This is a genomic window from Melioribacteraceae bacterium (assembly GCA_030584085.1).
GTDB lineage: Bacteria > Bacteroidota > Ignavibacteria > Ignavibacteriales > Melioribacteraceae > SURF-28.
On record CP129490.1, the window covers coordinates 2,160,319 to 2,175,006 of the forward strand.

The following is a 14,688-nucleotide window of genomic DNA, read 5'->3' on the forward strand; positions in this document are numbered from 1 at the left end:
TTATGGAGTGAAGTATAACGGTGCATCCGGTCCTAATGGCAATTCTAGTAACATCCAAATAATCATCATAGGAATACGGACTAAAGCAAAGACAATTGCAAACGGAAGCATTGCTGAAATTAAAGTTCCGAGTCCAATATTCTTAACATACTTTTGCGCAAATACAATTACTATCGGAAAATACGGAAGTAAAGGTGTAAGTATATTTGTATAAGAATCACCGATTCGATACGCTGCCTGTGTCATCTCGGGCGAATAACCCATTATCATTAACATAGGCACAAAAATTGGAGCCATAATTGCCCACTTTGCCGAGGCACTACCAATCAAAATATTTATTAGCGATGAGACAAGAATAAACGCCACAATTAACGGAATTCCGGTAAAGCCAATTGATTTAAGAGTATCGGCACCGCTTACTGCTACTATTAATCCTAAATTCGACCAGTTGAAATAAGCAACAAATTGAGCGGCGGCAAAAGCAAGAACTATATATCCACCCATACTTGCCATTGATTCGCCGGTCCATTTTGCAACTTCTCTATCGCTCTTAACTGTTTTTGTAACTATTCCATAAACCAATCCAACAATAAAAAAGATAACAAACATTAACGGGACTATACTGACAAAGAACGGCTGCATTCCACCATTCTCATCTCTTAAAATTGCATCTTCCGGGATAAATAAGTAAGCTGTAATAGCAAGGCAAATTACTAATGTTATACCAGCCCATCTCAAACCTTTACGTTCAAGTGGTGTTATTTCATCGGTTGATTTTTCCAATTCATCATGAGCTTCATATTTTCCTAATCTGGGTTCCAATATTTTATCAGTAACCCAAGTGCCGGCAATTCCAACAATTGGAACAGATGCCGCCATTAAATACCAGTTTGCCGTTGCATCAACAACATAGTTTGGATCTATAATACGTGCAGCAGGTTGAGTAAACGCTGCAAGTAATGGATCTAAACCGGTTAAAAATAGGTTGGCACCAAATCCACCCGAAACACCGGCAAAGGCAGCAGCTAAACCAGCTATAGGATGTCTGCCCATTCCGTAAAAAATTGCGGCACCAAGAGGAATTAAAACAACATAACCTGCATCGGCAGCAATACTTGAAAGCATGCCTGCTGTTACAATAGAAAAAGTAATCAGTTGTGGGGGAACTGATTTTACAAACGCGCGTAATGAAACCGCTATTAATCCTGATTTTTCGGCAACCCCAATTCCAAGCATAACTACTAATACTAATCCAAGCGGTGGGAAGTCAGTAAATACTTTTACCATCTCGGTGAATATTCTCTGAATACCATCCGCATTAAGCAAGTTCACTGCTTCAATAGTTTCACCTGTTCCTGGATGGACTGCCTTGACTCCAAATAAGGATGCAATTAAAGAAGCTATCAATACTATTCCCATCAACATTACAAAAAGTGTAACCGGCTGCGGTAATTTATTACCAACTCTTTCTACTCTGTCTAATAGTTTTTGAAAGAATCCCTCTTTAGTCTTTTTTTCAGCCATTCGCTCCCCTAGTTTTTGTTATAAATTAGAAATAAATTCCGCTTAAAATAGCTGTTTATGCTTATAGATACAATTAAATTGAGAATATCTGGTAGGAAACAAAAAGGCTGCCTTAATTAGACAGCCTTTTCACCACAAACAGGAGGAGTACTACTTGAGTAAATTCATTTTAACAGTCTTCATGTAATTACCGGCAGTTAGTCTTGCAAAGTAGATACCACTTGCAACTTTACTTCCAAGTGCATCAGTAGCATTCCATTTTGCTTCATAATTACCAGCATTATAAATTTCTGAATCAACTAATGTTTGAACTAATGCACCACGAATATCATAAACTTCTAATCTAACTTTAGCTTGCTGTGGGATTGAGAATCTAATGCTTGTAGTTGGATTAAATGGATTCGGGTAATTTTGTTCTAACTTGTATGAAACAGCTAATCCACCTTTATCTTCAACTGAGGAAGTACCATGAGGATCACCATGACAGCTAACGCAATTCATCTTTGTCATAACGTTATTAAATACAGCAGCACCATGGCAAGCTAAACAAGTTGTCATTTCTTCCGGATCAGTATATGTAGGTGTAAATGTTTGAGCAAAATATGCGTTTAGCAATTCTGCAACTTTTGCACATGTATCACCTGTAACACGAGCACATCTTTCTTTTCTTTCTGTATCACTTACTTTTTTACCGGCTGTTACACACCATTCGGTAACGGAAATATGGCATAAAGGACTACCAGAAATATTTTGTGGAAGTTCACCAACATAATTCTTTGTTGAAAAATCAAAAACATTTGATTCGTCCGTTGGTAATTCACTTGAGCAATACCATCCCCATAATTCTGTGATAAGTGGAGCCGAATCAGCTTTACCGACAACTGAGCTAATAACTGCCGCACCACCGTTAGGTGTTCCGCACAATGTTCCCCAACCTACTCCACCTCCTCTACCGAATAACATAATTTCACCGGGAATATTTGTCCAAGGATCACCAATCTTTTCTGTTAGTAATTGTGTAAATGCTCCAAAAACTCCGGAACAACAATCCATTCCATTCCAATATAAGTAATGTCCTCTTTCACGAGCTTCATCCGGATCAATAGTGACCCAAGGTAACGGCCATGTAGCTTGATTTGATCCGGCAAATAATTTTCCGTTTGATAATGCACTCAAACCGGCAACACCAACTGCAGCACCTACTGCATACTTTGACGTATTAGTCAAAAATTCTTTTCTAGTCTGTTTTTTGTTCATAAATACTCCTAGTTCCTTTTTGTTTGTTGGGATTTTTCTATTTGTAGAATTTTGTTTACAGATTGATAGTATTGATGTGTTTTTGGAACTTTTTCAAAATAATCTATTGATTTTTCTAGATCACAATAGAGCCATAAGATGCCCAGTTTAATTATCAATTCGGCTTCTGAATTAGATTTTAATTCGGGAATAGTTTGGTCAATAATTTCGGGACAAGGACAATCATCTTTTAACATATCAGTATTCATGATGATTTCAATATTATCAGATATAAGCTCATAAAATGATTGAAATGCTTTCTCAAATTGATCTGTTTGTAAATAACAAATGATGAGTTTCTTTTTAATTGAAAAATTGAGAGGATTTTTTAGATATGCTGCTTCGAGAACATTACAAGCTTCAGAAAACCTTCGTGCAATAAAATATTGATTACCAAGCATTTCATTCATAATGCTGGTGTTCATTCAAACTTTGTGCCGATTGAAAGGTTGGATAACTTTGAAAATAATTGATGTGCTTGAAAGGATTATTGCAATAAATTGCAACACAAATTTTATATAGCAATTTTTATTGCACAATTCCATTGCTGCAACTGAATGCAACATTGCAACAGAATGCAACTAGATTATTTATTAGAAATGTTATTAAGTCTGCGGTGAATTGTGCTTCTATCAACACCCAATAATTTTGCCACTTTGGTTTTATTCCAATGATTTTTTCTAAGGAGAGACAACAACTCCTCAGCTTTTTCATCTCTCTCAATTATTCTGGGATGAAGTTGTTTTTTACATTCTTGTTGGGGACGAATATGAGGCGGTAAACAACATAAGCAAACCGAATCAGCACGTTTTGATCGAACAAATGAATACTCAATAGCATTTTCAAGTTCACGTACATTTCCGGGCCAATTATAACTTTGTATTAGATCAATTGTATCAGGCGAGATTTCTTTGATATTCTTATTATACTTTTGAGCATATTTATCCACGAAAAATTGAGCAAGAATAAGTATATCGTCCTCCCGTTCTCTTAATGGCGGAATACTAATCGGTAAAACATTCAACCTGTAGAATAGATCTTCTCTGAATTTTTTATTAGCAATTTCACTTTTCAAATTTTTGTTTGTAGCTGCAATTACTCTAACATCTATTTTCCGCGTCATGCTCTCACCCACTCTTTCGAAAGTTCCCTCTTGTAATATTCTTAGAAGTTGAGTTTGAAGATGAAGCGGCATTTCAGCAATTTCATCCAAGAAAATTGTTCCTCCATCGGCAAGTTCAAATCTTCCAATTCGGTCTTTCACTGCGTCTGTAAAGGCACCTTTAACATGACCAAATAATTCACTCGCCAATAAATTTTCCGGAAGTACAGCACAATTAACTTTTACAAATGGTTTATTAGAACGATTACTTGCAGCGTGGATAGCATTTGCGACCAACTCTTTTCCTGTTCCGGTTTCACCTGAAATTAGAACTGTCGCTTCACTTTCGGCAATTTCTTTAATAGTTGAAAAGACCTCAATCATTTGTTTTGATCTGCCAACAATTCCATTAAAGTGAGAATCCGAACCGATAAGTTTTTCAATACTTTTATTGACCGAATCATCTCGGAAAGATACGATTCCACCAATCGGATTGTTTTCATCATCTTCTAAAACCGATGCATTAACTTTAACAGGAAGTGATTTACCATCACTTTTCTGGTAGTTAGCTTCTAGATCATAAACTTTTTTCCCGGTAATAAGTACTTCAGCAATTGGACATGATATTTGACATTGATCCGAATCGCAGAAACTTTTGCATACCGAACCAAGGAAATCGTCACTTTTACGACCGAGAAGTTTCTCGGCGGCTTTATTAACAAAGATTAATTTAAATTCTTTATCAACAACAAAAACGCCTTCGGCTAAAGAGTCGAGAATATATTTACTGTATCGTTCTATCATAGTCTATAATCCGTTATCAAAATTACATAATTACATTTAATTATACCAATTACTCTTTTTATAATATTACGCTTTTAATGAATTTTTAGAAGGTTTGAATATTTACTATCTTTCGAACTTTAATTTTGTACAATCATCTCGATTCTATAGAATTTCGTAGTTCATTTTACATCACAAACAGAAAATAAGGAATCTCCTTAATGGGAATTTTTGAAACAATAATTATATCGATCATCGAAGGATTGACCGAATTTTTACCCGTCTCTTCAACCGGACACATGATTTTAGCTTCATCAGCAATGGGTATTCATGAAGATGAATTTGTAAAAACGTTTGAGATTGCGATTCAGTTGGGTGCAATTCTTGCAATAGCTCTGATGTATATAAAAAGATTTCTACAAGGAATTGATATTTATATTAAACTCTCAATCGCATTTTTCCCGACAGCGGTAGTCGGTTTCTTAGCTTACGATTTTATAAAAGCATATCTCTTTAATCCATATGTGGTCTCCATTTCTCTGGTTGTCGGCGGAATAATATTAATTCTTATCGATAAAAAAGTAGTTAACGAGAAAAGTAAAATTGAATCACCGGAGGCGATCCCATATAAAAATGCTTTTTATATTGGACTAATCCAGTGCCTATCTATGATACCCGGTACTTCGAGAGCAGCCGCAACAATTATCGGCGGTGTGTTTAACGGATTCAATAAAAAACAAGCTACGGAATTCTCTTTCTTGTTGGCAGTGCCGACAATGTTTGCTGCAACAACATATGATCTTCTCAAAACACCTGTTGATTTTTCTAGTTATGAAATATTACTCCTTTCAATTGGTCTCATCGGTGCTTTCATAAGTGCATGGATTGCCGTGAAAATCTTTTTGAAAATTGTGGAAAACTATGGATTCAAGCACTTCGGTTATTACAGAATTTTTATTGGAATAGTTTTCCTTATTTTCATGGGATTGATGAAGTAAAGTAATTATCAAAATTGTTTTCTGTTAATTCATATTCATAGCTTGTTAATCATATTTTTTTGATTTAGTTTAGTTTTTAAAGTGAGTTAATCAGCAAAGAAAAAGCTAACACTAATATTTTTCGAGTAAAATGATTTACGTAGTCCTAAATCTTAATGACAAAGAAACCTTCGATAAAGATTTTCTTCGCTTTTTTGATGAAATTGAATTTCAATTAATATCATATGACAAAATCAATGAAATAAAATTTGAGACAGATAAAGATATTTTAGTCACTTACCTTGATGATAACTCATTAATTGAGTTTTTACCAAAAGCAGCAGAGAAAAAATGTGCTGTCGGAATTTTACCACATGCAGAGATGGATTACATTGCCAACGGACTCGGAGTTTCATCTGATCCAGAAACTGCTGTACAAGAAATTCTTGATTATTCAGAGAACCATAAAGTTGATCTACTTTTTTGTAACGGTAAGCCAGTTTTCAAATCTGTAAACATCGGGAAAGTTTTTGAACTTATTGAATCCGGTTCCAGCCAGAATTTTTATACACAGCTATTCAATTTTCTTAAAAGAATTTGGAAATCTAGAAATCTTAAGCATGTATCCTATTCGATTTCAAAAGATGGTGAAGAACTCATTGAAACATCCGCGCTTGGGATTATATCTGTAGAACATGCGCATAGTTCGTTAGTTTCAAGAAGACTGGTTGTTGATAGTTCAATAAATGACGGCTTTCTTCATGTACTAATTTTAGCTCCGCAAAATATTTTTGAAATGATTCGTTTTCTTTTTAGAAGTCTTCTACCGGCAAAAAATACAATTAAATCGATTCCCTCATTTATTGGTTATATCAAAAGTTCCAACCTAAAAATTAAATGCGCTTCTCCGATTGATTTTTCGATCGACGGTGAGAAATTTACAGCTGACGAAATAAGCTTTGAAATAAAACATGAGTCCCTCTACTTAGCTCAAGCGAGTATTTTTGAAAAAGAAAGTGACGTTAATAGAAATAAAGAAAAACTAAAGATTGAGAAACTACCGAGAGGCGAGAAAAAAGAGGAATTGATAAAAAGAAAATTACCTCTTCTTCCCCGTGCAACTTCAGAGGAGTTTATAGAATTATTTAAAATACTGCGTGAAAATTCCATTTTAACTCTGCCCTATTCAATCATGATGATACTTTCAACATTGATTGCAACATTCGGTTTGTATGCGGATTCTTCTCCGGTCATTATAGGAGCGATGATTCTAGCACCGCTTATGGCACCGATAGTTTCCTTTTCTATGGGGGTTGTTCGATATGATGTTAATATGCTTAGAAATAGTATAATAACAATTTTAGTCGGAACGATTGTTTCCCTTTTATTTGCAGCAATAGTAAGCATTATAACACCATTAAGAATTATAACGCCTGAAATAGGTGCTCGCTTATCACCCAATCTACTCGATCTTGGTATTGCTGTGGCATCCGGAGTTGCAGCAGCATACGCACACTCTAAAGAAAGTATAGCAAAAAGTTTAGCCGGAGTTGCTATCGCGGTTGCGCTTGTGCCGCCGTTAGCCGTAGCTGGAATTGGTATCGGTTGGTTGGATTGGGAAGTTTTCTCCGGAGCTTTCTTACTTTATCTAACTAACCTTGCCGGCATTATAATGTTTGGCGGCTTGACCTTTTTGGTTCTTGGATTTGCGCCGTTTAAACGTGCGAAAAAAGGTTTATTATATACGCTTATCATAATACTTCTTGTCTGCATTCCACTTACATTTTCTTTCAACAGCATAATGCAAGAAGCAGAATTAACCAGAATGTTGGAAGGTACAAAAATTGAAGAAGTTACACTACGTGATGTTAAAGTTCGATTTGGCTCACCGCTCTTTGTATCGGCTAAATTAACCTCATCCGGATTTTTAAGTGACAACAGGATAAAGGAAATAAAAACAGAAATTGAGAAAATTGTCGGTGATAAAATTAGGCTGGAAGTGATTACCGCAGTTGGATTAGAATAGACAATTATTCTTAGGAAATATCTTAGTAATTGGAAACTTCACTTATCACGCACTTTTTAAATAAATATTAACAAGCTGAATGATAAATTCTCTCAACGGAGATCATTTATACCATTCAGCTTATTATTTCGTAATTCGTAAAGATTGTTAATAATTATTTATAACCAACCACCGTAATACTGAAGATTCCTATATTATTTTTCTTGAATTCTGCAATTTCACTTTCGTCTAAATATTGTGTTAATATTTCATCGGGTAGTTTGATCTCTTTTGATTTCATTATTTCGATATTCGTAAATCCATTAGACTCGATAATTTTAAGATATTCATCTTTCTGCAATGCTCCCGATACACATCCGGCGTACATTTCAGCAGATTTTTGTAGTCCTTCCGGTAATTCCCCTTCAACAACAATATCGGAAACACAAAAATGTGCTCCGGGTTTCAGAACTCTATAAATTTCACTGAATGCTGCATTTTTATCCGGGATTAAATTCAGCACACAATTACTTATAACAACATCTATAACTTCTTTATTTATAGGTAGTTGCTCTATTTCACCTAATTTAAATTCGATATTCTGAAAACCAAGTTTTTCTTTATTGCTATTTGCTTTTTCAATCATTTCGGGTGTCATATCAACACCGATAACTTTACCGTTTTCACCAACTTGTGTTCGTGCAATAAATACATCGTTCCCTGCTCCGCTGCCGAGATCGAGCACGGTATGCCCTTCTTTTATGCCGGCAAATTCCGTCGGTGCTCCGCATCCTAGACCCAAATCTGCTTCCGGGACATAACCGTCAAATTTTGAATAATCATCTTGGAACATGGAGAATTCTACAACATTACTATTTGTATTGCAACCACATCCGCAACCGGTATTTTTAGCTGCAATTTCAGCGTATTTATCTTTTACTACTTTTTTTATTTCATCTGACGAATTCATAATGCCTCCTTGTTTAACAACATCCTATGGATGTAAATAATTGATCTAATTGTTTTTTTGCTTTTGTTAATACTTCAGAATTGATACAGTAACATATTTTTGGTCCGTCAATTTCTCCTGTAATCAATCCAACTCGTTTTAATTCTTTTAGATGCTGTGATACTGTGGATTGAGCAAGCGGAAGTTGCTCAACAATATTTCCTACCATACATGAATTAATCTCAGTCAGAATTTTTAGAATTTTTATCCTAGCCGGATGCGAAATTGCTTTAGCAATATCAGCCAACCAGATATCGTTTACTGAGAATTCTTCTGTTTTTGAATTAGCCATCTGATCTTCCTTTATCGTTCATCGTAAATATACGATGAATATATTTAAAAGAAAAGGAGAAATTTCTTTCTCCTATACTTTTTTCTTTAGTCGGCTAAAACATAACCTTTATCTTCGGCATAAGTATATAATTTTGAATAAAGAAGCTTTCTTGCTCTATGCAATCTCGATCTTACTGTACCGATTGGGCATGAAGTAAATTCAGCAATTTCTTCGTATGAATATCCTTCAATATCAGCTAAAATTATTATCGTTTGGAAATCCGATGGAAGTTCCGCAATCGCTTCTGTAATTTCATCATCAAACACACTACTGAATGAATCATTTATTAAGTGTTCAGTTTGTACTTCTTCCGATTTGATGTTTTCATAAAAGTTTTGGACGTCATCATAATCCACTTTATTTGGTTCTTTTGATTCTTTTCGGTATTCATTTATAAATGTATTCTTCATTATTCGAAATAGCCAGGCTTTACAATTTGTACCAAGTTCAAACTTATCAAAAAAGCGGAATGCTCTCAGATATGTTTCCTGAACGAGATCATTTGCATCGTCTTCTTCTGAAGTAAGCTTCAAGGCAAAATTAAACAAAGCATCTTTATGAGGTATAGCTTCCCTTTCAAAATCTTCATACAATTTTCTAGTTTTTGCATCTATTTGGATTGGTTTATTTGTCAGCATTTTAAAGTCCTCAACGATATTTAATCTTTAAAATGCTTTTTGTGGAAAGAAAGTTCAATTTCGGACAAGAAATCTTAAATTAAGGTGCGAGGCGAATAATTTGCCACATTTTGTTGGATTTTTCGTACAAAAAACGGTCATGCAGACGACTTTCTCTTCCTTGCCAGAATTCAATTCGCTCCGGATTTAAAATGAATCCACCCCAGTTATCCGGTCTAATTATTTCATTTTTCGAGGCAATAAATTCATTTACCTTTTTTTCTAAAAATTCACGATCGGGTATGGGTTGACTTTGTGGTGAAACAATTGCGCTGATTCTGCTTTGTTCGGGTCTCGAATTAAAATATTCATCCGAAATCTGGTTGCCTAATTTAGAAACGCTTCCTTCAACACGAACTTGCCTTTCCAATTCGGGCCAATAAAAAACTAGTGCCGCATTTGGATTTTGAGTTAATTCGATTCCTTTACGACTATTGTAATTTGTAAAAAATGCAAAACCGTCTTCGTTAACGAACTTAAGCAAAACGATTCTTGCTGAAGGTTTATTTTCTAAATTTGATGTTGCAAGAGTCATTGCGGTTGGTTCATAGACTTTCGAATCGATTGCTTGCAGAAGCCAATTTTTAAATTGCAAGATCGGATCTGCGAAAAGATCCGATTTATTTAATTTCTGCTTTATATAATCGTTGCGTAAACTTGAGATGTCTTCCGGCATAGCTATACTTTTTTTATTACCGGTTTATCGTTTATATAATTTATAAGTTGTTCGATTACAAATTCTTTTGAATCGATAACAGATTTCACAACATCACCAATTGAGATAAACCCTATTATATCTTCTCCTTCGACCACAGGTAAATGTCTAACTCTCTTATTTACAATTAATGCCAAACATTCTTCATCGGTTCTATTGGACTCGACATAAATAACTTCTTTCGACATAATTTCTTCTACCAAAGCTTGCTTTGATGATTTTTCTTTGAGAATAATTTTCCTCGCATAATCACGTTCTGACATAATGCCCACAAGTTTATTAGAATCAAAAACCGGAAGTGCTCCGATTCCCTTTTCTGCCATTAATTGCAAAGCTTCATAAACTGTATTCTTAGGTGATACCGAAAAAATTTCATAACCTTTTTGATCTAAAATTTGTTTGAGTGTTGCCATCTTCTCCTCATTTTTAATCGATTTTATGAGTAATTGGACTCAAAGTAATAATTAATATTTTATCAAACAAGATTATTGTATCACCTTACATTAAAAAATTTATACGATTCTTTGTTCGTTTTATCACGAAAATTCTTAAATTGTTTTTAATTGAACAACGATTTTACACAACAAAATGAGGGCTCTGTTATGAAAAGATTATTTGTAGTTGCTATAATTATTCTTATGTCTGCTTTGCTACTTAATGCACAAGAAATGCAAAGCGGACAATGGAGATTAACACCGAGTGACGGTGGATTTTCACTCAATTCCGGTAACGGTGATCGAATAATGCAGAAAGAAGTAAGATTCAAAAAACCGCTCGATTCGATGCCGAATGTAAGCGTAACAGTTGCTTTTCTGGATGCCGATAAAAATCAAAACATTAGATACGATGTTAAAGCAATAAGTGTTTCAAGGGATGGTTTTCTCATAAGAATTAAAACTTGGGGTGATACAAAAATTTTCGGTATCGGCGGATATTGGTTTGCTGAAGCTGAGAAATTAGAAATAAAGAAAGAAGAAATTCAAGTCGGTCAAACTATTGAATTAAAAAATGTTTTCTTCGCATTTAATAAATCTGATCTTCTTCCGGAATCATATCCGGAATTAAATAAAGTTGCCGAATTCTTAAAAGATAACCCAACTGTAGAAATTGAATTAGCCGGACACACTGATGATATCGGTTCTGATTCATACAACATGGAATTATCTGATAAGAGAGCAAATTCGGCTAAAGCTTACATAGTTGCTCAAGGTATTTCCGAGAGTAGATTACGCGCAAAGGGTTATGGTGAAACAAGACCGGTTGCACCAAATGATCAAGATTGGGGTCGTGAAAAAAATAGAAGAGTTGAGTTTACGATTTTGAAGAAGTAAAAAGAAACCCCGGGATTTCAAAAATCCTGGGGTTTTTAATCAATCCAAATACACACCAAACAAAGTTGCATACATCATTCTGTAAACATCAGTATTATCAAAATTAAGTTTCATTAAGTGAGCATTTAATCCCATCGATTTGGCAATAACTCCACCGTAAAGATCGCTGTTTGAACTCCAAATAATTCCGAACGGGTATGTGTTACCGTTTTTATCCGGTGCAGAAATAAATGGTAAAGATTCGGAACCATTCACACCATCAATGGGGGCGCCGTTCCTATCCGTTGCAGGTAATACTTTATCTCTGGGCATGTATTCTTCGGGATATCCGATCAATTCCATACCGCTGGCTTCACTATCCGAAGCGGTTATTAATAATGTATTCGGGTTATTTTCGATAAATTCCATAGCTACACCGAAAGCATCATCGGCTTTTTTATGTGCGGTCAAAGTCCCAATTGCATTATTCTTATTCCCAAAATTATCTGTAGCTTCTTCTTCGGCAACCAAGAAAAATTGTTCACCATTCGCTGATAAAATTGTAATTGCCACATTAACCATTTCAGCAAAGGATGGAGCCTGTTCCTGGTAAAGAGGTAAACCTCGCTCGGTCAATTCTTCTTCAACTTTATCATTAAATGTATGATTGGCCGCGAAAACTCCAAGAACCTTTTTTACTTCTCTTGATAAACTTTCGAGTTGTTCTTTATTATATATAATAACATAGCCAAGCTCGGCGGCTTTCTCGATCAAATTAATTCCATCGGTTCTTTTACCTGAATCTGTATGAAAACCTTTTACACCTTCCGGAAGCATCCATTCTTCCCCCCCGCAAAAAATTAAATCGGCACCTGATTCAATAACTTTTTTTGTAATCTCTTCACTATTTTTTCTGCTTTCGGAACTCGCGACAAAAACAGCGCTTCCGGGTTCAATAACATTTCCGGTATTAACTATTCCAACTCTTATTCCGGTTTCCATTGCTTCATGCATAATTGATTTATTCTTGCCGGATCGGGCGGTTAATGGATTTGTACCATCCATTCCATATGAATCTTGTTCAACTTTTACACCATATGCATGAACCGTTGCACCTGAATGCGAACTCGCTCCTAAAGAATTTTTCATATGACTACGATACAAACCAATGTTTGTAAACTTATCCCAGTTAAGTAAACCATCGGGACCTACGAATAAAACACGTGTCGCATTCCAAGATGCTGAACCGGTTCCATCGGGATGAATAAATATTACATTACCTTTTTCAATAGTTTGCTGAGCAATTAACATTGATGATGCTAGAATGAGCAATAACAAAAATTTCTTCATGATAAATCCTTCAATTTCTTTTGTGTTAATTATGATGTCTGAAAAATAACAAATCCTACCAGGTTATCATATTCTAATAAATATTTTCTATTTGATTTTCAGACAAGCAAAGCAGCTATTGCAAAGATATCGACAATAATTAAGGTTAGACTTACTTCTTTAGTTTTACCGCTTAATAGTTTTAAAAGAGTCCATGCAATCAGTCCCCAAACAATTCCTTGAGTAATAGAATAAGTTAATGGAATCAAGATTATTGCAAGAAACGCTGGTATAGCTTCGTCATATTTATTCCAATCAATTTTTGAAATTGGGTTCATCATAAACACACCGACCAATACCAAAGCCGGTGCAGTTGCAATAACCGGTATTACTGACAGCATTGGTGAGAAAAACATAAACGGAAGAAAACATATTCCCGCAACAACTGCAGTCAAACCCGTTCTTCCGCCTTCTTTAATTCCCGCGGCAGACTCAATGTAACTAGTGCCTGCACTTGTCCCGAATAAACCTGAGATAGTTGTCGAAACCGCATCGGTTAAAAGCGATGCCTTTATATTACGCGGTTCACCGTCTTCATCTTTTATATTTCCGGCTTCGGCAACTCCGATAAATGTAGAAAGACTATCGAATAAATCCGTGAAAAGAAAAACAAATACAACCGGAATTATTGATAAAGTTAAGGAACCGAGTAAATCTAATTGTAAAAACAAGCTGAAATCGGGAGAAGATATAAATCCGTTCCAATTTACAATTGACGCACTGCCAAAAAGATTCGACGCATCACCCCAAAATCTTCCAATGGGGATGGAAATAATTGTCGTGAAAATGATTCCAAGGATCAAAGCACCCTTAACATTTTTTAATACGAGAAATGAAGTAACAATTAAACCAACTAAAAATGAAATTGTGACAACATTTAAACCTCCAAATCTTACAAGTGTTACGGGATCGTCTATAATAAATTTTGCATTTTCAAATCCGATGAATGTAATAAATAAACCAATACCCGCAGCAACAGCCGATCTAATTTGTTTTGGTATGGCTAATGCAACAGCAGTTCTTACATTAAAGATGGAAAGAAATAAAAATATTATCCCGGACCAAAAAACCGCACCAAGAGCAACCTCCCACTCTATTCCCATTCCGAGTACAACCGTGTAGGCAAAGAAAGCATTGATTCCCATACCCGGTGCAACAACTATTGGATTCTTTGCATAAAGCCCCATCATCACACTTGAGAAAAAACTTACTAACACGGTTGCTGTTAATACTCCGTTGAATGAAAGTCCGGCGGCTGAAATTATTGTGGGATTAACAATAATTATATACATCGTTGCAAGAAATGAAGTAATGCCCGCCAGTATTTCAGTTTTAGTATTTGTTTGATATTTAGCATACTCAAAATAATTTTGCATCTCTCACCTTCAACAAGTTGAATAAAATTAATGATTAGTTATCAATTCCACTATACAATGATGAACATTTTCGAAGTAAATACAATATTTATGGCTGATTATCGCTATATCTTTTTAATCAATTTTTCACAAATCATTTCTCTAAAAGAATCAATTCCTTATTACAAAATAAAAATTTTATTTCTTTGGAG

The 14,688-nt window shown here is 35.0% G+C and carries 14 protein-coding genes; 3 read left to right on the forward strand and 11 right to left on the reverse strand.

From position 1 onward, the window contains the following. The 4 genes from QY331_09850 to QY331_09865 all read right to left on the reverse strand — a co-directional run bounded on the left by QY331_09850 (position 1) and on the right by QY331_09865 (position 4,726). Positions 1-1,524, reverse strand: coding sequence for an AbgT family transporter (locus QY331_09850; GenBank protein WKZ68257.1), 1,524 nt, complete (start codon positions 1,522-1,524; stop codon positions 1-3). 150 nt (positions 1,525-1,674) lie between these two features. Beyond that, on the reverse strand, positions 1,675-2,781 hold the full coding sequence (locus QY331_09855; GenBank protein WKZ68258.1) for a C-GCAxxG-C-C family (seleno)protein: 1,107 nt from the start codon (positions 2,779-2,781) through the stop codon (positions 1,675-1,677). 8 nt (positions 2,782-2,789) lie between these two features. Then, complete coding sequence (locus tag QY331_09860) at positions 2,790-3,245, reverse strand: tetratricopeptide repeat protein (protein ID WKZ68259.1); 456 nt, start codon at positions 3,243-3,245, stop codon at positions 2,790-2,792. Between the two features lie 161 nt (positions 3,246-3,406). After that, positions 3,407-4,726 carry a sigma 54-interacting transcriptional regulator gene (locus QY331_09865; protein ID WKZ68260.1) on the reverse strand — a complete coding sequence of 440 codons (1,320 nt, stop codon included), beginning with the start codon at positions 4,724-4,726 and terminating at the stop codon, positions 3,407-3,409. Between the two features lie 200 nt (positions 4,727-4,926). On the opposite strand from QY331_09865, the gene QY331_09870 reads away from it, so the two are divergent. Together QY331_09870 and QY331_09875 are read left to right on the forward strand one after the other, a co-directional pair. Beyond that, positions 4,927-5,703, forward strand: coding sequence for an undecaprenyl-diphosphate phosphatase (locus tag QY331_09870; protein WKZ68261.1), 777 nt, complete (start codon positions 4,927-4,929; stop codon positions 5,701-5,703). Positions 5,704-5,833: 130 nt separating this feature from the next. Continuing rightward, on the forward strand, positions 5,834-7,708 hold the full coding sequence (locus tag QY331_09875; GenBank protein WKZ68262.1) for a TIGR00341 family protein: 1,875 nt from the start codon (positions 5,834-5,836) through the stop codon (positions 7,706-7,708). A gap of 154 nt (positions 7,709-7,862) precedes the next feature. Here the strand turns inward: QY331_09875 and arsM are convergent, their stop codons facing one another. From arsM to QY331_09900, 5 genes are all read right to left on the reverse strand, one after another. Further along, a complete protein-coding gene (gene arsM, locus QY331_09880) occupies positions 7,863-8,657 on the reverse strand; it encodes an arsenite methyltransferase (GenBank protein WKZ68263.1) in 795 nt (264 codons plus the stop codon). A gap of 13 nt (positions 8,658-8,670) precedes the next feature. Continuing rightward, a complete protein-coding gene (locus QY331_09885) occupies positions 8,671-8,988 on the reverse strand; it encodes a metalloregulator ArsR/SmtB family transcription factor (protein WKZ68264.1) in 318 nt (105 codons plus the stop codon). Positions 8,989-9,074: 86 nt separating this feature from the next. Next, positions 9,075-9,668, reverse strand: a complete 594-nt coding sequence (locus QY331_09890; protein WKZ68265.1) for a sigma-70 family RNA polymerase sigma factor — start codon at positions 9,666-9,668, stop codon at positions 9,075-9,077. A 79-nt stretch (positions 9,669-9,747) separates the two neighbouring features. Continuing rightward, positions 9,748-10,383: a pyridoxamine 5'-phosphate oxidase gene (gene pdxH, locus QY331_09895; protein WKZ68266.1), complete on the reverse strand. Its 636-nt coding sequence runs from the start codon at positions 10,381-10,383 to the stop codon at positions 9,748-9,750. Positions 10,384-10,385: 2 nt separating this feature from the next. Next, positions 10,386-10,835 (reverse strand): CBS domain-containing protein, encoded by a 450-nt coding sequence (locus QY331_09900; protein ID WKZ68267.1) that lies wholly within the window; start codon positions 10,833-10,835, stop codon positions 10,386-10,388. 189 nt (positions 10,836-11,024) lie between these two features. On the opposite strand from QY331_09900, the gene QY331_09905 reads away from it, so the two are divergent. Beyond that, complete coding sequence (locus tag QY331_09905) at positions 11,025-11,753, forward strand: OmpA family protein (GenBank protein ID WKZ68268.1); 729 nt, start codon at positions 11,025-11,027, stop codon at positions 11,751-11,753. 39 nt (positions 11,754-11,792) lie between these two features. On the opposite strand, the gene QY331_09910 is transcribed toward QY331_09905, so the two are convergent. Beyond that, positions 11,793-13,082: an alkaline phosphatase gene (locus tag QY331_09910; GenBank protein WKZ68269.1), complete on the reverse strand. Its 1,290-nt coding sequence runs from the start codon at positions 13,080-13,082 to the stop codon at positions 11,793-11,795. A 98-nt stretch (positions 13,083-13,180) separates the two neighbouring features. Further along, positions 13,181-14,497: an NCS2 family permease gene (locus QY331_09915; GenBank protein WKZ68270.1), complete on the reverse strand. Its 1,317-nt coding sequence runs from the start codon at positions 14,495-14,497 to the stop codon at positions 13,181-13,183. Between the last annotated feature and the right edge of the window lie 191 nt (positions 14,498-14,688).

Excerpts from the sequence above, each read along its gene's own strand:
- QY331_09850 (WKZ68257.1), bottom strand. The coding sequence starts at position 1,524 with ATGGCTGAAAAAAAGACTAAAGAGGGATTCTTTCAAAAACTATTAGAC.
- QY331_09855 (WKZ68258.1), bottom strand. The coding sequence starts at position 2,781 with ATGAACAAAAAACAGACTAGAAAAGAATTTTTGACTAATACGTCAAAG.
- QY331_09860 (WKZ68259.1), bottom strand. The coding sequence starts at position 3,245 with ATGAACACCAGCATTATGAATGAAATGCTTGGTAATCAATATTTTATT.
- QY331_09865 (WKZ68260.1), bottom strand. The coding sequence starts at position 4,726 with ATGATAGAACGATACAGTAAATATATTCTCGACTCTTTAGCCGAAGGC.
- QY331_09870 (WKZ68261.1), top strand. The coding sequence starts at position 4,927 with ATGGGAATTTTTGAAACAATAATTATATCGATCATCGAAGGATTGACC.
- QY331_09875 (WKZ68262.1), top strand. The coding sequence starts at position 5,834 with ATGATTTACGTAGTCCTAAATCTTAATGACAAAGAAACCTTCGATAAA.
- arsM (WKZ68263.1), bottom strand. The coding sequence starts at position 8,657 with ATGAATTCGTCAGATGAAATAAAAAAAGTAGTAAAAGATAAATACGCT.
- QY331_09885 (WKZ68264.1), bottom strand. The coding sequence starts at position 8,988 with ATGGCTAATTCAAAAACAGAAGAATTCTCAGTAAACGATATCTGGTTG.
- QY331_09890 (WKZ68265.1), bottom strand. The coding sequence starts at position 9,668 with ATGCTGACAAATAAACCAATCCAAATAGATGCAAAAACTAGAAAATTG.
- pdxH (WKZ68266.1), bottom strand. The coding sequence starts at position 10,383 with ATGCCGGAAGACATCTCAAGTTTACGCAACGATTATATAAAGCAGAAA.
- QY331_09900 (WKZ68267.1), bottom strand. The coding sequence starts at position 10,835 with ATGGCAACACTCAAACAAATTTTAGATCAAAAAGGTTATGAAATTTTT.
- QY331_09905 (WKZ68268.1), top strand. The coding sequence starts at position 11,025 with ATGAAAAGATTATTTGTAGTTGCTATAATTATTCTTATGTCTGCTTTG.
- QY331_09910 (WKZ68269.1), bottom strand. The coding sequence starts at position 13,082 with ATGAAGAAATTTTTGTTATTGCTCATTCTAGCATCATCAATGTTAATT.
- QY331_09915 (WKZ68270.1), bottom strand. The coding sequence starts at position 14,497 with ATGCAAAATTATTTTGAGTATGCTAAATATCAAACAAATACTAAAACT.